Annotated in this window: 23 protein-coding genes; 9 read left to right on the forward strand and 14 right to left on the reverse strand. The window is 42.7% G+C overall.

The window, feature by feature from the left end; translation table 11 throughout:
• The first annotated feature begins 142 nt into the window (after positions 1-142).
• The 5 genes from A9957_RS05865 (at position 143) to A9957_RS05885 (ending at position 5788) form a co-directional block, all read left to right on the forward strand.
• Positions 143-955: a metallophosphoesterase gene (locus tag A9957_RS05865; protein ID WP_292343502.1), complete on the forward strand. Its 813-nt coding sequence runs from the start codon at positions 143-145 to the stop codon at positions 953-955.
• Between the two features lie 286 nt (positions 956-1241).
• A complete protein-coding gene (locus A9957_RS05870; protein ID WP_105460132.1) occupies positions 1242-1748 on the forward strand; it encodes a DUF367 family protein in 507 nt (168 codons plus the stop codon).
• A gap of 14 nt (positions 1749-1762) precedes the next feature.
• Positions 1763-2215, forward strand: coding sequence for a TIGR00725 family protein (locus A9957_RS05875; RefSeq protein ID WP_292343503.1), 453 nt, complete (start codon positions 1763-1765; stop codon positions 2213-2215).
• A 104-nt stretch (positions 2216-2319) separates the two neighbouring features.
• Entirely contained in the window at positions 2320-4533 is a 2214-nt protein-coding gene (locus A9957_RS05880) for a DNA topoisomerase I (RefSeq protein ID WP_292343504.1), read from the forward strand.
• A gap of 13 nt (positions 4534-4546) precedes the next feature.
• Positions 4547-5788: an MBL fold metallo-hydrolase gene (locus A9957_RS05885; protein ID WP_105460214.1), complete on the forward strand. Its 1242-nt coding sequence runs from the start codon at positions 4547-4549 to the stop codon at positions 5786-5788.
• Here A9957_RS05885 and A9957_RS05890 read toward each other — a convergent pair.
• The gene (locus A9957_RS05890) at positions 5775-6392 is read right to left on the reverse strand and encodes a molybdenum cofactor guanylyltransferase (protein ID WP_105460129.1); all 618 of its coding nucleotides are present in this window, start codon (positions 6390-6392) and stop codon (positions 5775-5777) included. The two genes, A9957_RS05885 and A9957_RS05890, sit on opposite strands and share 14 nt — an antisense overlap.
• Before the next feature lie 84 nt (positions 6393-6476).
• Between A9957_RS05890 and A9957_RS05895 the strand changes: the two genes are divergently transcribed.
• A complete protein-coding gene (locus A9957_RS05895) occupies positions 6477-7028 on the forward strand; it encodes a ferredoxin domain-containing protein (RefSeq protein ID WP_096711653.1) in 552 nt (183 codons plus the stop codon).
• Between the two features lie 3 nt (positions 7029-7031).
• Here the strand turns inward: A9957_RS05895 and A9957_RS05900 are convergent, their stop codons facing one another.
• From A9957_RS05900 to A9957_RS05920, 5 genes are all read right to left on the reverse strand, one after another.
• On the reverse strand, positions 7032-9014 hold the full coding sequence (locus A9957_RS05900; protein WP_292343505.1) for a DUF460 domain-containing protein: 1983 nt from the start codon (positions 9012-9014) through the stop codon (positions 7032-7034).
• 20 nt (positions 9015-9034) lie between these two features.
• Entirely contained in the window at positions 9035-9940 is a 906-nt protein-coding gene (locus A9957_RS05905; protein ID WP_096711655.1) for a serine/threonine-protein kinase RIO2, read from the reverse strand.
• Between the two features lie 23 nt (positions 9941-9963).
• Positions 9964-10356 carry a DUF2111 domain-containing protein gene (locus A9957_RS05910; RefSeq protein WP_096711656.1) on the reverse strand — a complete coding sequence of 131 codons (393 nt, stop codon included), beginning with the start codon at positions 10354-10356 and terminating at the stop codon, positions 9964-9966.
• Positions 10357-10426: 70 nt separating this feature from the next.
• Positions 10427-11329 (reverse strand): thioredoxin-disulfide reductase, encoded by a 903-nt coding sequence (gene trxB, locus A9957_RS05915; protein ID WP_096711657.1) that lies wholly within the window; start codon positions 11327-11329, stop codon positions 10427-10429.
• Positions 11330-11350: 21 nt separating this feature from the next.
• Positions 11351-11593 carry a thioredoxin family protein gene (locus A9957_RS05920; protein ID WP_292343506.1) on the reverse strand — a complete coding sequence of 81 codons (243 nt, stop codon included), beginning with the start codon at positions 11591-11593 and terminating at the stop codon, positions 11351-11353.
• A 244-nt stretch (positions 11594-11837) separates the two neighbouring features.
• Between A9957_RS05920 and A9957_RS05925 the strand changes: the two genes are divergently transcribed.
• The 3 genes from A9957_RS05925 to trpA are packed head-to-tail and all read left to right on the forward strand — an operon-like array spanning position 11838 to position 14583.
• Positions 11838-12638 carry an indole-3-glycerol-phosphate synthase gene (locus A9957_RS05925; protein WP_292343507.1) on the forward strand — a complete coding sequence of 267 codons (801 nt, stop codon included), beginning with the start codon at positions 11838-11840 and terminating at the stop codon, positions 12636-12638.
• Positions 12635-13807 carry a tryptophan synthase subunit beta gene (gene trpB, locus A9957_RS05930; RefSeq protein WP_292343508.1) on the forward strand — a complete coding sequence of 391 codons (1173 nt, stop codon included), beginning with the start codon at positions 12635-12637 and terminating at the stop codon, positions 13805-13807. Before A9957_RS05925 ends, trpB begins: the two co-directional genes overlap by 4 nt.
• A 2-nt stretch (positions 13808-13809) precedes the next feature.
• Entirely contained in the window at positions 13810-14583 is a 774-nt protein-coding gene (gene trpA / locus A9957_RS05935) for a tryptophan synthase subunit alpha (RefSeq protein WP_096711661.1), read from the forward strand.
• 4 nt (positions 14584-14587) lie between these two features.
• On the opposite strand, the gene ftsY is transcribed toward trpA, so the two are convergent.
• The 8 genes from ftsY to A9957_RS05975 all read right to left on the reverse strand — a co-directional run bounded on the left by ftsY (position 14588) and on the right by A9957_RS05975 (position 18450).
• Complete coding sequence (gene ftsY, locus A9957_RS05940; protein WP_096711662.1) at positions 14588-15646, reverse strand: signal recognition particle-docking protein FtsY; 1059 nt, start codon at positions 15644-15646, stop codon at positions 14588-14590.
• Positions 15647-15664: 18 nt separating this feature from the next.
• On the reverse strand, positions 15665-16090 hold the full coding sequence (gene pfdA / locus A9957_RS05945) for a prefoldin subunit alpha (protein WP_096711663.1): 426 nt from the start codon (positions 16088-16090) through the stop codon (positions 15665-15667).
• 4 nt (positions 16091-16094) lie between these two features.
• Positions 16095-16271: a 50S ribosomal protein L18Ae gene (rpl18a, locus tag A9957_RS05950; protein ID WP_013037654.1), complete on the reverse strand. Its 177-nt coding sequence runs from the start codon at positions 16269-16271 to the stop codon at positions 16095-16097.
• Positions 16272-16296: 25 nt separating this feature from the next.
• Complete coding sequence (locus tag A9957_RS05955; RefSeq protein ID WP_096711664.1) at positions 16297-16947, reverse strand: translation initiation factor IF-6; 651 nt, start codon at positions 16945-16947, stop codon at positions 16297-16299.
• Positions 16948-16984: 37 nt separating this feature from the next.
• Entirely contained in the window at positions 16985-17251 is a 267-nt protein-coding gene (locus A9957_RS05960) for a 50S ribosomal protein L31e (RefSeq protein WP_096711907.1), read from the reverse strand.
• 10 nt (positions 17252-17261) lie between these two features.
• Positions 17262-17417 (reverse strand): 50S ribosomal protein L39e, encoded by a 156-nt coding sequence (locus tag A9957_RS05965; RefSeq protein WP_048902271.1) that lies wholly within the window; start codon positions 17415-17417, stop codon positions 17262-17264.
• Between the two features lie 64 nt (positions 17418-17481).
• On the reverse strand, positions 17482-18093 hold the full coding sequence (locus A9957_RS05970) for an alpha hydrolase (protein ID WP_096711665.1): 612 nt from the start codon (positions 18091-18093) through the stop codon (positions 17482-17484).
• A gap of 6 nt (positions 18094-18099) precedes the next feature.
• Complete coding sequence (locus A9957_RS05975; protein WP_292343509.1) at positions 18100-18450, reverse strand: DNA-binding protein; 351 nt, start codon at positions 18448-18450, stop codon at positions 18100-18102.
• Positions 18451-18460: the final 10 nt, after the last annotated feature.

Genomic DNA, 18460 nt, shown 5'->3' on the forward strand with positions numbered 1-18460 from the left:
GAACTAAATAAAGTACAAATGTAACTATCAAGCCTATGACGGCACCTTTGATCAAACCCATTTTTCGCCTCCATCAATATAAGCCCATATCAACCAGAATTAATTTAAATATTCCTATACAGAAGTCTCAAAGAGAGTGGATATGAACCAGAACGAACAATTTCAGGCCAATCTAGCAGATGCGAGAATCTTGTTCAGGGAAGAAGATGCAGTAATAAGAATAAAAGAACTTCCCACAATGATAATCGGGGATTTGCATGGAGACCTTGAAGCCCTGAACATGGTAATTTCAATTAAAGAAGAGTTAGAACCTGCAAATATAATATTCCTGGGAGATTATGTAGACCGGGGAAGAAATTCTGCAGAAGTCCTTTCAAGATTATTGAAATTAAAGATTGCCTCACCGAAAAATGTCTTCCTCCTGAGAGGGAATCATGAAACAAAGCAGATGAACGAGAAAAGGGGATTCTTTGATGAGCTGAAAGATAGTGAGCTGTTCAATTTTGCTAATATCGTGTTTGAAGAAATGCCTGTAGCAGCTGTAATAAATAAAAAAATATTCTGTGTCCACGGCGGTATCGAGGATATCAGAAAAACAACAACGATCACAAAACAAGATTCATTTAATTATCTCTGGAATGACCCCTCAGAGATACCGGGCCTGAACTTCTCCATAAGAGGAAGAAGCATACGGACCTTTGGCCCCGATATTGTGGAAGGATTCCTGCGCCTTAATGACCTCCAAATGATTATTCGTGCCCATAGTTCACTGGATACAGGATATAAATGGTGGTTTGGAAATAAATTACTATCAATACATTCCACGCTGAATAACCATGGGACACCCGTAAAGGGTGCTGTATGCCTTATAAAAAAGGATCAACTGGACATATACACATATGGAAAAACGGGAGATGGTGCAAGGATTATTGACAAAACCAGGCATGATCTTTGATTGTAAAATACCCTGGCATCCGAAAAAGCCCTAATTATATTAGACAGACATCCCATATATACAAAAAAGGAAATGGAATTATACAAAGTATTCGCCGTTAACATTTAAATAATAGAACAACCCTCATTTTATAGTGGGACAGATTAGCAAGTCTGCCCGGCCCCCGCACAGTCCGGGAGCAAATATCATACAACCACCTTTGTTGATTCTGGCCGGCACGAAACCGGCCGGATCACAAGCTTTTTTGAACAAACAATATGTATCATTAATGAATAATATAGCCTGAATGAAAGACTTCAGACTCCATATTTATCATGCCCGTCAATGTGATCCCAAAAAGTGCACAGGCAAAAGACTCAAAAAATTTGATCTGGTCCGACTGCATGAAAAAATACATTCACTCCCAAAGGGATCCATCTTACTGGACCCACTGGCAGAAAAAGCCCTTTCGCCTGCAGACAGTGAGATTTCAAACATTATTGTCCTTGATTGTTCCTGGAATACCGTGGAAGAAATTTTTCCTAAACTGTTGCGCCGCAAGTTACAGCATCGTGCGCTGCCCTTTCTACTAGCTTCAAATCCGGTGAATTTTGGCAAACCTTTTAAGTTAAATTCTGTCGAAGCTTTTGCCGCAGCTTTGTATATTCTGGGAAATAAAGAGCAGGCAGAAAATATTCTGTCAAAGTTTAGATGGGGACATACTTTTCTGGAACTTAACAGACAACCTCTGGAAGATTATAGTAAAGCGAACAATAGTGAGGACATTATACAAATCCAAAATGAATACATCTGAGTAGGAGGTAAAATATGGAGATACAGATTGGAGTTATAGGGGCCGGGTCCTGCGACAGTGAAATCGACAGCCTTGCAGAAGAGGTGGGAAGAGAGATTGCAAAAAGGGGAGCATACCTTCTTTGTGGTGGCATGGGAGGTGTTATGGAAGCTGCCTGCAGGGGATGTAAAAAAGAAGGTGGCAAAACTGTTGGAATACTTCCCGGGTCTTCTGCAAAACAAGCAAACCCTTATGTTGACATCGCCATAGTAACGGACATGGGACACGCAAGAAATGCAATCATTGCGGCTTCATGCGATGCGGCTATAGCAGTTGGTGGGGAATATGGTACATTATCAGAGATTGCATTGTCTATTAAAAACGGCAAACCAGTCATCAGACTTTGTTCAAAGTGGGATATTGAAGGAACAATCCCTGCCCATTCGGCAAAAGAAGCGGTAGATATGGTATTCAAAAAAATAAATTGAGACTACATTATTGATATTTGCTGAAAGATACATTTATATGCAATGACTCTTTTGACAGAAATATTTATAGAAAATAGAAAAAACAACTTATAACGTGATCCTCAATGCATCTGATAATAGCCGAAAAACAAATTGCAGCAAGACGAATTGCATCTATTCTCAGTCCAAAAAAGCCGCAGAAAAAAAGGATTAGCGGTATTGACTCCTATGAGTTTGGGAACGATGAGAAAACCATAGTTATCGGGCTTAGCGGACATATAGTCCAGCTCGATTTCCCTCCCGCATACAATAACTGGCAGAAGGTTGAAGCAAAAGAACTCGTAGACGCCGAACTTATTATTACACCTACCCACGCAAAAATTGTGAGCGCCCTGAAAAAACTCGGTAAAAAAGCAACAAAGGTTACTATTGCCACTGACTACGACAGGGAAGGTGAACTTATTGGTGTTGAAGCTCTCAATATCGTAAAAGGAGTAAACGAAAACATCGAGTATGAAAGGGCAGTATACAGTGCAATCACACCTGCAGCTATCAAGGAAGCATTCGAAAACACTACAAAAATCGATTTCAATCTCGCAGATGCAGGACATTCCAGACAGGTAATTGATCTGGTATGGGGTGCCAGTCTCACACGTTTTATTTCCCTGGCCTCCAGAAGACTTGGAAAGCAATTCCTATCGGTCGGACGTGTACAGTCACCAACCCTTGCCCTTATTGTGGACAGGGAAAAAGAGAGAGAGGTTTTTGTACCTGCACCTTACTGGGAAATATATGTAGACCTGGTTAAAAACGGAGAAAATTTCAAGGTCAGGCATAAGAAAACCCGCTTCTGGGAAAAGGAAGAAGCAGACAGGGTATTTGGAGTTATTGGTGATGAAGCACTGGTTTCCTCCCTGGAAACTTCCACTAAAGAAGACAAGACACCCATGCCGTTCAATACAACCGAATTCATAAGGGCTGCCAACTCGATTGGATTTACCCCGGCCAATGCCATGAGAATAGCAGAATCCCTCTATACCAACGGTTATATTTCATACCCCAGAACCGACAATACTGTCTATCCCTCAACAATTGACCTGAGAGAACAGATAGAAATGTTCTCTAAAGGCCATTTCAGTGAATATGCAAAAAAACTGTTGGCAAAAAAAGAGCTCAAACCCACAAAGGGAAAGAAAGAAACTACAGACCATCCGCCAATCTTTCCTGCATCAGTTGCGAAGAAATCCCAGCTTAAGGAAGATGAATGGAAAGTGTATGAACTTGTAGTCAGGCGGTTCTTTGCCACTTTTGCCGAAAATGCAGAATGGGAAACCATGAAGGTCAGTTTTGACATCAATGAAGAGGAATTCAGGGCAAATGGTTCCCGGCTTGTAAAGCCAGGATGGAGATGGTACTACCCATACAATGCTCCGGAAGATCGATTGTTCCCTGCTTTGGAAGAAGGGGAGATACTTCCTGTTAATGATAAAGAAATGCTTGATAAGGAAACGAACCCCCCGGGCAGATATGGTCAGGGAAGACTCATCAAAATGATGGAAGACATGGCGCTGGGAACAAAAGCCACACGTCATGAAATTATAAGCAAACTTTACTCAAGAGCATACGTGCATGGCAATCCCCTCCAGCCTACCCAGACTGCATATGCGGTGGTAGAAGGGCTGGAAAATTATGCCCCCACAATTACCAGACCAGACATGACCAGTACTCTCGAAGAAGACATGGACCGCATTGCAGAGGGTAATATATCTGAAGAAAAGGTACTGCAGCAATCCAGGGACATGCTGAAAGATGTCTTTAAGGAACTGGAAGAGAACCGTGAGAAAATATCCGAATCCCTCAGGGAAGGCCTGAGAAAAGATAAGATCATAGGCAAATGCCCGGATTGTGGTTGTGACCTGATCGTACGCCGCTCACGCCGGGGGTCAAGATTTATCGGATGCGAAGGATACCCTGACTGCACATTTTCCCTGCCCCTTCCAAAAAGCGGACATATACTTGTTACCGACAAGACATGTGACAAACACAGCCTGTACCACATAAAAGTAAAGGGGCAGAAGAAAAGAGCATGGGATCTGGGGTGTCCTTATTGTAACTACCTTGAATGGAAAGAAGAACAAAAGAAAGAAAAAGCTGCAACTCCGCGACCGGAAAAGATCAGTGATATTCCGGGTATCGGGAAAGTTACCGAAGAAAAACTAAATTCTGCAGGCATTTCAACTGTCGATGAACTTGAAAATTCAGATGCAAACGAAATTTCAAAAACTACAAATATACCTCTGGGTAAAATAATCCGATGGCAGGAAGCAGTTGCATATTAAGAGGGAGAAAACTATGCGTATTGATTTTAAAGGGGGTTGCAGGGAGGTAGGGCGATCTGCAATTCTGGTGAATGAAGAGATTCTGATAGATTACGGCATCAAGCCGGGAGACCGACCCGACTATCCAGTTGATGGTATTTTTCCGAAAAGCATTTTTGTTTCCCACGGCCATCTTGACCATTGCGGAGCGGTTCCCAACCTCATGGACCTGAGTCCAGAGGTGTACATGACACATATGACCTCCAGGTTTACTGAAATCCTGGGCAGGGACACACTCAAAATATCAGAAAGAAGAGGATTACCAGAACCGTATGATGAAGGAGATTTGCAGAAACTTTCCCAGATTACAAGAAGAAAGCACTTTGGAGAAGAGGTCAGGACAAACGACTATCTTGCCAGGATATATAGTGCAGGGCACATACCGGGTGCATCATCGATATACCTCGAGGACAATAAAGGGGAAAGCCTGCTTTATACCGGTGATATAAGTACCAGTGATTCCAGGCTTGTATCAAAAGCTGACACATTGCCTGATGTAGATGTATTGATTACAGAAAGCACATACTTTGGAGAAGACCACCCACCCCGAAAGGAAACCGAGAAAGCATTTATTGAGTCTGTTATTGATACAATTGATATCGGTGGTACGGTCATTATCCCTGCTTTTGCCATTGGACGGACACAGGAAATTATGATGTTACTCCATTCAGAAAAGATTCCCTGTTTTGTGGATGGCATGGGAGTGGCAATGACAGATGAGATGCTGAATCATCCAGAATACCTAAAATATCCAAAAAAACTGGAAAAGGCATTTGGTTTTGCTACTACTGTAAAAGGAAACAAGAGAAATAGAATTCCTCTGGAAGGTTCGGTCATAGTAACAACTGCGGGAATGCTTAATGGAGGCCCTGTACTCTATTATCTGGATAAGAAAGCTGACGATCCGAAAACAAAAGTAATGCTTACAGGATATCAGGTCGAAGGAACAAACGGCAGACTTGCTCTTGACAGTGGTTTTCTCGAAATAAATGACCGAATACAACATCTGAGGTGCAAACTGGAGCAATACGATTTTTCGGCCCATTGCGGGGATAAAGAGTTGAAAGAACTTGTAAGGGACTTTTGCGACAGGGGAACTGAAACCGTGTACACAATGCACGGGGATGATGCGGAGGGGTTCGCACAATGGATAATGGATGAAATCGGTGTTGAGGCCTATGCTCCTGCAACCGGTGAAACCCTTATGACCCGATGAAATCATTCCTGACTGACCTGAGGTCATCCAGAGTATTAATATTTTGGAGGCATGCAAGGAGTGGATCCATTTTTTCTATTTCCGCTATGTCCACTTCAACCATGTCATTCATTTCAAATACGGGTGACAGAATGAAATACCTGTTATCCCGTATCGACTTTTCAATGAGGGGAATCAGCAGGCAAACCCTGTAAACTGCACAGAGAGGCTCATAACTGTCATTTTTTCTTTTTATGAGAGCGCAATTATGGCCTTTTGCTTTTGAGAAGAGCAACTCAACTATTTTCGGGTCAGGAAAAGGCATATCACAGGCTGTGACAAAAATATATTCATAGGAGGCAGCTTTCAATCCTGCCAATATGCCCGCAAGGGGACCTACCCCTTCATACTCGTCAAAAGCCGTTGGTAATTCTCCCGTAACTGGAGCAAGTAAATCATATTGGTGTTTATCCCGCAGGGATATTATTATTTCATCCACAAGCGGCTCAAGTGTGCTGATTATCCGACTGATTACAGGCATCCCTTCTATCTCTATCAGGGCCTTTTCTTTATAACCAAAACGTTTTCCTTTTCCTCCTGCAAGTATCAGGGCCGAACGTGGCATAGTGCCAACAATCCCGACATTAAATATTACACTTTCGCACAATATCCGAAACAATTAAAGACCAGTATTATCAATCCGTTATGCATGGAACAAAATCCTGAAAAAAAAGAAGTAGCAGAAATGGCGAGGATCGTATTAGCAGCAGCCAGAACTGCTCCAAAGGGTAAAGGAATTGATGATATAGTAACTGCCCTGGCCGATAGAAAAGATATGGAAGATATCGCAACCGAGATGGAAAATATCGCTGATGAAAAGAGTGATGGATTCCAGTTCCTGAAAAGGGATGCAGCAAATGTCAGGCAGGCGGATGCCTTTATAGCTATAGGAGTCAAGCATGCCGAGCCGCTTAAATTGAACTGTGCTGCCTGCGGCTTTGCAACATGTACAGAAATGAAAGCTCAAAAAATAATAGAAGGAGATTATGCGGGTCCTAACTGTGCTTTCAAGAACATAGATCTCGGAATTGCTATTGGATCTGCTGTGGCTAAAGCAAAAGACCTGTGCATAGATAACCGCATAATGTACTCAGCAGGAAACGCCGCACGTTCACTGGGTTTGGTTGAAGCGGATGTCGTTATGGGAATTCCATTAAGCGTTTCAGGAAAAAGCCCTTTCTTTGACAGGAAATGGCCCTGAATATCAGGTTATACCACGACGGCGCTCACTTCTATATTCATCCACAAGGGATTTTAATTTCTCTTGCTCTTTTTCTTTTTTCCAGTGATCAGCTTTGTCAAACCAGTTTTCAATTGCAATTTTCAAAGTTTTAGGAGATACAACTGCAAAATCACCCTCCTTTTGTATTTCCAGACCTTCAATTACAGGAATGCTTTTCTCGAAAAATACCTCTTTTGCCGCATAAGATATTTCTGCAGGCACGATCAGTGCTTTTGGTGAATAATCTGCAAGCAGGCCAGCAGTTGAAGCGCTTCCTCCACTGGGGTCCTGGAAATAAACGACATCACCTTTTTTTAAGCCATATACATCTGCTACATTCAGGATGGCTTCACGGCTAAAAGAGGAAATGACCTTTACAGGAATGCCTTCCCCCCTGCTTTCCATCTTTTTTATACGTTTAAGGCGATTTACCTGAGCCCTGGAATTATGAAGCCTCTTATTCAGACGTTTGATATCCCTTTTAAGGTTCGCAATTTTCTTATTACGAATTGAAATCTCTTTTTCCTTCTGCAGTTTAATGCGTTCAGTTTCACGCATTTGCCGAATTTTTGATTCCAGGTTGGAGATTGTACTATCCCTTGACCTGCGTTGACCAACGAGCTCTTTCACATATTCCTGTAATTCAGCGATCTCCAAATCCCTGCGTTTAAGTTTTTCTGTCATTTTACGGTAGGTTTCATCATCAATATCATCAGAAGAAGAGCCAGAAGTTTCTGCTACACTTTTTTGGGCCTTAGTTGCTTGCTTGTGTTCTTTCAAAGAATTAATGGCCTCTTCTATGGATGAACCTTTGATGACTTCGACTTTTATTCTATCGATATCCATGTAAGGAGGAGACTTGCTTTCAATCTTCAGGAAAAGCTGTCTGTATTTTTTATAAGCTGATATGGCAGCGGAAAGGGAATCCCTTTCATGGTCATTGGAATAGCCATAAGGTTTAGCCAGTTCAATCTTTTCATCCGATGGAATGGGACCACCGGGGGAATAACTGACAGCACTGAAACTACGCCTGATTTTTTCCACTGCTGCAGGCATCGGGTATACATCGGTCGCCACTATTGCAGGTTTGCCGTATTCAGAAATAAGTTTCACCACTTCATCATGGGAAATACCCCGATAACTGGCGCAATGTAGAACATCACCTTCAAGAGAAAGTATGGAGAGGCCAACAGTCGTGCCCGGATCAACACCCACAATAGTAGGCCTGCGTTCTTTGCTTTTCAAAGGTATATACTGTATCTTATCCCTCACAAAACTCCTGACATTTACCTGCACATCCGAACCGGATGAGGGATGGATGGGTACATCGCACTTGCGTGCATTAACGGTAAATTCACACCTGACATATCCTCCAAAGCCCTTGACGACTTTGCTTGTGTAATTGAAGTTGCGCTCCTTTGCCGCTCCTTTAAGTATCGATTCAATCTCACGGCTTTTGACTTTCACAGCTCCGTGAACCTTACGACAATAACGATTCTGACTCCAACCTCCCCTGCCAAGAGAACGTGCCCTGCTTACCTTTATTTTTGTTTTATCCTCAAAAAGGGATACTTCCACCCCTACTCCCATTTCAGCCAGTCTTGCACAGGCTTCTGCTTCATCCCCGGGATCACGGGGATTTATTGAAATATCATACTTGTGGGCAAGAAAGGGCAGGGAAACCTGCTTCAATCCACCTGTGACCTGTACGAGTTTCACACCAGAAGGGAGTTTTTCCAGGAAATGAATCAATTCCTTCTTATCTTTTGCCAGTTCATAGATATTATCTACAGCTATTATCATTGGATGATCATCTTTTATCATCCTGAAAATACGATGCATTTTCAACATCGAATGCCTGTAAACCGAACCGTCTTTCAGAATAGCAACTGCATAACGTGGAACCTGACCGGAACGCGGCGACCCCCCGGCAACGTCTATACCATAAATGGCATTTGATGTCATTATCTGTATTTTTGTTTGTATTAATCTTTAATATTATCGGTACTGGATACTATCTGTCCATATAATGCGTCGACATCTCTTTTCAGATTATATTTTTTCTTGAAATGAGCAGCTATGTTCGAAATATCACGCATTAGGAGCTCCTCTGCATGAGGATGAGACGGAGTTACATACTGAGGCCAATCGATAATCTGCACACCTTTGGGATTGACAAAAATATTGTACTCACTCAGATCGGCATGAATTACATTATGGCAATAGATATTTTCGACCTGCTCCATTATCATATCAAAAAAGATTTCGGGATCTTCCAGTCTGACCTTGAACAAAAGTTCTCCTTTGGCAGGTTCCATTACTATAGCATGCCTGTTACGGTCAATAGGTTTGGGAATGCTTATATCAGGATACAGACGGGACATTATTTCATATTCACGACCCGCCGCAAGCCGGGCGGCATATATCCAGGAGAAATGTTCTTTATTAACAAGGTGTCCACGGACCCTTTTGACATCCCTGAAACTGGTGCGCCCTTCCCTGTGGAATTTGACTATCACCGTTTCCGGATCACCTATGGGCAATTCAGGTTCTTTCATACCTTCATGAACAACCGATTCCTTGCCCACACCGATTTCATCCCCAAGGGCACAGATACTACCCCGTTTTACCAGTGCATTGATAGCCAGAGCATCATAACCATTGAAATACAGCCTGTAGCCTTCATAAGGTCTTGTTGTTGCCACGACAAGCTCTTTTTCAATCAATTCACCTAATAGATAAGCCAGATTCTGATGGTCGATACGTGTATATTTCACAAGTTCATCAAAAGGCACCCATTCATGGTCTTGCATGCCTACTTCAATACCTGTTAGAATACGAAAGTCCCTGGAGGTTATACCAGGAAATAACCTGAGTACATCGGCAATCATTGTATCACAGAATAAAAGGATAATTAAGAGTGCCTCTTTTTGGCCTCTTCCACTTCATCTATTATATCGGGATATTCCCGGAAAACAGAAAGTATATCCAGAGCTGCCACAAGGTCCACAACCCCTATTGAACCAACTAATTCTCCGTCAGGGGTCATTATCGGAGTCACTGCAACCGCCTTCCCTTTATACACACCTTCTTTGGGAACTGTGCGGATGGTGGCCTTGTCCTCCAGGACTTTTTCAAGTACAGGACCTGTATAATCCCAATCTACAACTTCCCCCCTTTCCATTCGGATACCCTTACAGTTTACACTGCGCATGGTAGTCGGTATGCCCAGAAGAGAGTGAACCGCAGATGCAATTGGCTCCAGGTCCTCTGCAGTAGAGTCTTTACATATTTTCAAGCATATCATAATTCCACCTTACATACTAATAGGCTTCAAAAAATATAATACTTATCGAAAAACAAAGAAAAACATCTCTTTAGATGCCTTCGATGTACTTGAAAGCAGAATAAGCCGCAATGGCTCCGTCCGAGGCTGCAGTAATTACTTGGTAAAGGGGAGATTGCCTGCAATCACCGGCGGCAAATATGCCTCTGGCAGATGTTGCCATCGATTCATCAGTGATTATGAAACCTTTATCGTTCTTTTTAACATTAACAAGATCGGTGTTGGGATTCAGGCCTATATGGATAAAAGCACCGTTTACAGGAAGTTTTTTTGTTTCTTCAGTAATTACATTATGTACCTGCAGGGATTCAACAATATCTTTTCCTTCTATTGCATCCACAACACTATCCCATACAAGTTCAATATTTGGACGGTCAAATGCCCTGTCCTGCAGGATTTGTGATGCTCTCAATTTATCGCGATGATGAACTACGTACACCTTTGAAGCAATATCTGAAAGGAATATAGCATCTTCAATAGCCGATTCCCCGCCACCGATCACCGCTACTTCTTTGCCGGAGAAAAAGGGACCGTCACAGGTGGCACAGTAAGAAACACCTCTGCCCAGGAATTCCTTTTCACCCGGTACATCCAGTTCCCTGGGAGAAGAACCTGTTGCGACAATGAGTGATTTACTTTTTATTTCTTCCTCACTGGAAGAAACAATAAAATGTCCACCTTCTTCAGTCACGGAGTTGAGTTCCATGACTTTAAAAGTGACCCCGGCCTGTTCTGCATGGTCAAGGAATTTTCCCATCAGTTCCATTCCACCGATCGAGGGAAAACCTGTATAGTTTTCGATCGTTTTTGCAGTGCTTATCAAACCACTCATGCTGTCCTTATCAACAAGCAAAGTATCCAGTCCATATCTGACTGCATAGATTGCAGCCGTAACTCCTGCGGGTCCGGCACCCAGAATTATTAAATCATACATCAATATCCCGACATTTAAAGATTACTTGATACTTTCAAGAGCTTCATCTTTGGAAGGAATACCTATAAAGGCCACCTCTCCATCGATCACAGTCGTTGGCACAGCCATCACAGAATATTCCTGAGCTATCTTTTGCCCCTCATCAGATTCTACATCGATCTCTTCATATTCAAAATCATGTTCCTCTTTGAGGTCTCTCCAGATCTTTTCAGCCTTTGGACAATTGTGACACCAGCTTGCATATAAAAGAACTACTTTTGGCATATAATCCCTCTTAATTTATTCACTAATTAAGGTTGGTTTCAGAATATATCAATTTAATTGAGGTTTAATGAATTTTCAGATATCAAGGAAGAGTTATAGCAGCTGATTATCTCCATTAATAGAACAGAATTTTATTTCAAAGCAAAGAAGACACTGGCAATGATAGATCGTATGCCCTGACAATAAATTTAAATGTGATGACATTAATGTACATATAGATACATCAAAGTACATAGGTGTCCAGATGCATCCGAAGATCGAACAAATAATCCAAAAATCAAAAGAAAGGGCAGACGCACTTTCTGAAAGTAACACACACACCAGATGTAATGATAGAAGGGATATTTTCGAATCCATCGGGCTTGTCTGTAAAAGAGGACACATACCTATAATTGCCGAAGTAAAACCTGCTTCACCAACAGGAAAATTTGCTGATGTAAACCCGGAAATGGCCTCACAAATTGCCTGTAATATGGAAAAAGCGGGAGCTGTAGCCTTATCTGTCCTTACGGAACCCTGTTACTTTGAGGGAAGTATAGAAAACCTTGAAAGTGCAAGGAAACATACTTCCATACCTGTTTTGCGCAAAGATTTTATTGTGGACAAAAACCAGATGCATGAAGCAAGCAGTGATCTCATATTGTTGATTGCAGGGGTACTGGGTAAAAGGCTACCGGAATTCATAGAAATCGCCCGGAGAAGGAACATCGAGCCTCTTGTAGAAGTACACAATAAAAAAGAGCTTGATTATGCACTTGAATGTGACACAATCCTCATAGGGATAAATAACCGCAGTTTTGAAACCCTTGAAATCGATCTGGAAACAGCTGAAAAACTCATTCCCCTCGTGAAAGAACATGACCGTAAATACAACCAGAAACACCTGATAATAGGGGAAAGTGGAGTCAAGAGCACAGATGATGCGGCAAGGATGATCAAGGCAGGGGCTGACGCTTTGCTTGTTGGAACCTACCTTATGGAAGGCAATCTTAAAGAAAAAATGAAACAACTTATTGAAGCAAATAAGAATCAGGAGATAGTATGAATCATTATTATGGAGACTACGGTGGACAATACGTACCGGAAATATTGATGCCGGCACTTCAAGAACTTGAAGAAGCGTATGAGCAATACAAGGCAGACCCGGAGTTTACCTCCCAGCTTAATGACTACCTTGAAAATTATGCCGGAAGAAGTACGCCCCTATATTATGCAAAGAACATGAGTGCTAAATACGGCATAAAAATCTACCTCAAGCGGGAAGACCTCGTACATGGAGGAGCACATAAACTCAACAATACCCTGGGACAGGCCCTTCTTGCAAAATTCATGGGCAAAAAAAGGTTAATCGCAGAGACAGGAGCCGGCCAGCACGGCACCGCAACTGCCATGGTGGGAGCAAAACTGGGATTTGAAACCATGGTATACATGGGATCAAAAGATGTAAAGAGACAGCTTCCAAATGTCTACCGTATGAAACTGATGGGTACTGAGGTAGTATCAGTTGATACCGGTTCAAAGACAATGAAAGATGCAATAAATGAAGCATTAAGGGACTGGGTAACAAATGTCGGGGATACACACTACCTCATTGGATCGGTAGTCGGCCCACACCCGTTCCCGAAGATTGTGAGGGATTTCCAGAGTGTTATCGGCAGGGAAGTAAAGGAGCAAGTCATGAAAGTGGAGGGAAGATACCCGGATTCTATCGTGGCCTGTGCAGGCGGCGGAAGTAATGCAATGGGTATTTTCTACCCCTTCCTGGATGATGAAGTGAATCTTTTTGCAGTAGAAGCAGGCGGTGAAAAACTCAGGGAAGACGATAAAATCGCCTATCATTCAGCATCCCTGGCAACAGGGAAGGAAGGTATACTGCATGGTGCCAGAACTAAGGTCCTGCAGAACAGGGATGGACAGATACTGGAATCCACATCAGTAGCAGCCGGCCTGGATTATGCAGGCGTGGGACCCGAACTTGCCCGGCTCTCAGAAACCGGCCGGGTGAAACCCTGTTACATAACTGACATGGAAGCCCTTGAGGCATTCCATGAGCTTAGCAGGCTGGAAGGAATAATCCCTGCACTGGAATCTGCACATGCCATTGCATATGTAAGGAAAATGGCAGATCATGGCATACTGGGTGATACAGTAGTTATAAATCTCTCCGGAAGGGGCGATAAAGATCTCCAGACTATTATGGATATGGAGGAGTGAATATGCGCATCAGTCAAAAATTTGAAGAACTTAAGGACAAAAATGAAAAAGCACTGATCGCCTATGTCTGTGCAGGGGACCCCGATCCGGATACCACACCTTCTATTGTAAATGCGCTTGTTGAAGCCGGCGCGGATATAATAGAACTGGGTCTGCCTTTCTCCGATCCTGTAGCAGACGGGCCAACCATACAGGCCGCAACCTGCCGTGCAATTGAGGCCGGCATGAACACAGAGAGCTATTTTGAGATGATAAAAGGCCTGGAAGTAAATGTTCCTCTCATTTGTATGACCTATTACAACCTCATATATCGCCAGGGTAGTGAAAATTTCGTGAAGAAGTGCGCTGATGCGGGAATTTCAGGATTGATTATACCCGATCTGCCATTGCATGAAGCAGATGAACTGATCGAGATATGCAAAGAGGAAGGAATTGATAATATATTTCTTGTCGCACCAAATACAAGCGATCAGAGACTGGATGCAATTAGCAGCAAAAGTTCGGGTTTTATATATATAGTATCCAAACTAGGGGTTACCGGAGAAGGAAAAAACATCTCGTCCAATGTAGCAGGCCTTCTGGATAAAATCAATTCAGACCTTCCAAAAGCCGTAGGTTTTGGAATATCAAACAGAAAACATGTAGAAGAAATGGTCGCTGCAGGAGCTGATGCGGTAATCGTGGGTTCTGCCTTTGTAAATATAATAGCCAGCAAAGATAATGTAATATCCCGCTTAAAGGAAATAACAAAGGATTTGAAAGAAGGGTGCCGATAAGATTTTAACTGAAAATTTGGTCAACAAACCAGTGAGGATCGAATTTTATCAGGTCCTCATAATCCTGTCCCATACCGAGGAATACAATGGGTTTACCGGTTACGTATGCAATGGAAATTGCAGCTCCGCCTTTTGAATCGGCATCTGTTTTAGTAAGGATGGAGCCATCAACTGGCACTGCCTCATTGAACTGTTCAGCCCTTTCGACAGCATCATTACCTGCAACCGCCTCGTCTACAAAAAGCACAAGATCCGGAGCACTTACACGGCATATCTTCTGGAGCTGTGCCATCAGATTTACATTGGTATGCATCCTGCCTGCAGTATCAGACAAAACTACATCACTATCATGAGCTTTTGCATACTGTACAGCATCATAAACAACAGCTGCAGGATCGCCTCCTTCCTGATGTTTAATCAGTTTTACACCGATGCGCTCAGCATGTACCGCAATCTGGTCAATAGCCCCTGCACGGAATGTATCCCCTGCTGCAATTACGACAGACTTATTCATGGCTTTAAGGCGATGAGCAATCTTGGCAATAGAAGTCGTCTTCCCTGTTCCATTAATACCAACAAAAACAATATTTACAGGTTTCTCATGATTATCGATGAATTCATCAAAATCGAATACATTAGCAGACATGACATCATTGATTGACTTTTTCAATGCATCTTCTACGATCTTGCTTGTGTTGCCACCTATCTTCTTACGGCTGCCTACAAGTTCTTGTTTTACATCAGTAACAATCTTTTCAGAAACCGAAATTGCAATATCACTTTCCAGAAGAGACATCTCCAATTCCCAGAGGATATCTTCGACGTCCGCTTCGTCAAGAATAAACTCCCTTTCAAAAACCAAAGCTTTGGCTTTATGTGCAAACCCTGTTTTATTTTCATCCTTAGTCCCAGTTACAGCCTCTTTTTCCTCAAATCTACCACCTTCTGCTGCAGCTTCAGGCTCAGTAGCGGATGATTCTTCCACCGGAGTGGCTTTATCTTCAATTTTGGAACTGAAATTTTGCTTAAATCCTGAAAGTTTGTTCTTAAGCTTATTAAACAAGGTTATGCTCCATAAAAATTATTGCTGTGGCTGTTGTTGCTGTTGTTTTGCCATAGACTCAATGGACTGGATGCGCTGATTGATCTGTTCAAGGTTCTGATTCATCTGTTCCAGTACCTTCTGCAAATCTTCTTTGCGCTTATTAAGAGTGATTTTGGCTCCATCAACATCCTTTTCGACACTAATCCCGGCACCGACCTCAACAACAACTTTGTTGTCATTGGCTATATGTGCATTTATAAACGAACCCGCACCTATAGGAACAAGTGTATCGGGATTTTTGGAAAATGATTGGAGATCCTCAAGAGTCGTTATTGCCCGCCCACAGTCATCAATGGACATCTGCAACATATTTGTCTGCTGCTGTATGGTCTGGGCACGTTTCTGGAGCTCCCTGTGCTGAAGGGCCAGGTTCTGGATATTCTGCTGACCTTCTTCTGCCATATAATCATGCCTCTTCGACACTGTCTATCTTTATCAAGTAGCGCTTGATACCGTTCTTGCTTCCAAAAAGGGAATAAACTTTCTCAACTGCGTTCTTTTCATTCTGGCTTTCCACATTTTTTGTGAATTTTTCCCAGATATGACCCGCTTTGAATGTGCCTTTTACAACAAAGTCGCTCATAAAATCACCCGCATAATATGTTAAATCAATCAAACATCAATGCATCTTCAATTCTTCCAAGTTCATGACCTGTGGTTTCCGAACCTGCAACATATCCAGAAGAATTAGCAAGCACACCGGAACCTACTACCTGGGATCCGTAATTTACAGTACCTATTTCCACATTAAGTCCAAAAAGATTCTCAAGAATGGAAACTTCTTCCTGTTTTATCATTGGATGGGCAAGCAATCCATGATTGGTAACCACACCCGCCATTCCCACAGTTTTGATACCGGCAATCGTGCCTCTTCTGACATCAACTGAAAGAGTCTTTTCGATTATTTCAATTGCTTTGTCAGAGATATCCGGATGGACAAGAGCTGCTGAATCATTGGCAAGCACTATGTTTCCTATTGCCGATAGATTATCTGGAACCTCTGCTACTGGAAGGTCTATTTTTTTAGGAAGGGGACCTGAGCCTTTCGGCACAAGGAATCCTGAGGAATTCCCTTTTGAGAGGGAACCCACGACTACACTCCCATTTACAAGAGTGGAAACTACTTCCACCTCAAGTATATCTTCCAGCATACCAGATGTCTTATCGTTCGTACCCGGAGGCACAAGGGCGAAATCCTCTGTACAGGTTGCAAATACCCCTATTACGGGATTTTCATATATGTTTAGGGTTCGGATCATAAATTATTTCGAACTTGGAATTGTATCGGCATTCAAATTATGCCAATTCTGCCTGAACCTCACCATCTTCGAACATTGCTGCCCGTATCCGGATTGAGGAAGGTGGCTTCTCGGCTCCGCGATTCCAGACCAATTCATTGATACTGCTATCAATTTTGACCTGTTCAGGAGACGCCCTCATGTGCCTGACCAGGTATTTCTTTACCAGGGTCATCGCACGAGTTGTACGTTTCCATTTAGGGGCCAGTTTTGCATCCCTGAGCGGAATGGTATAAACCTGTTCTTTTACGATATCATCTACCATTGCCATTACCTCATTTCACTTTAAGGCTGTTCCTTCTCCAGTGCCTTCTCTTGGGATGACTGACAACCTTTCTGTTTGACTTGATAATTGCCCATGTAGGAACCCTCTGGTTCTGGACGTGGGCCTTTGCCAATCTCATTTTCTGTCCTTTCGTGTTATGGCTCACTTGTCTCACCTGATCCACGTTGCTCTCAAATTTATATTTATAAATCAATTAATGATATAAAATTTTAATTGGTAGCCTTTTCCTTAATTTTCCTCAACACTCTCGATTGAACGTGTTCGGGAAATATGGAAAGGACCTTTTCATCATCATATTCCTGTCGAATCAAATACCTTAATTCAGTTTCATAATCCGCCTTGGAAATTCTGTCACTCAATCCTTCTTCAACTTCAAGATGTTCACAAACCATTAAATCAACCGCAGCACGGCCAAATCCTTGCAGAGGGGACGCACAATGCACCCCATACCGATCCTCAATGCTGCGTAGTCTGGATATATCCATCCTGGGCACCCGGTCATCACGTCTTATCCCATCAACGATCATATCAACACTACCACATGCCGCTATTTTTTCGAGGGCATGTGAATGAATATGATTTATCGCATTATTTGGGAAATTGTCTTCAACTGCCATCTCAAGGGCATCATCCAGAACTGAACGCTCAAGTTCTACAACCGAATGAGCAAAACCCAATTCATCAGCCACTTTACGTGCAATGTTTCCTACATCGACGAGGGAAAAAGTGCACGTTACAAGTTCAACGTCAAAATATGGTTCCAGTAAAATGGCGGATAGGGCACTATCCTTCCCGCCACTAAACATCACCCTTGCTTTCATATCCGATTACAGTCTTGTGATCTTGGGGTCATGTTTTTTGGGTTGCATCCGGGTAAGCAAGGCTTTCATTTTCTCATCGTCGATGGTGGATTGCAACCGGCCACTCTGAGCTAGTCCCACAATCTGGGATTCGACCTGTTCTGCCAGTTCTTTGCGAGACATTTTCAACCTTGTAAGGCGTTCTCTTGCATCGGGTGTCGTGACCTGGCGAAGGACAGCATGGATCTTTGCTTCCCTTTCTGCCTGTGCCTGTTCCTGCTGGTATGCAGCCTGTGGATTGTTCTCTTGCTGAGAGGCTTGCTGCCTCTGCATTTCTTCAAGCCTTTTCCTGCGGATTGCTTCGAGATCATCTGCCATGATATAAAAC

This window comes from Methanohalophilus sp. DAL1, assembly GCF_001683555.1.
Lineage (GTDB): Archaea > Halobacteriota > Methanosarcinia > Methanosarcinales > Methanosarcinaceae > Methanohalophilus > Methanohalophilus euhalobius.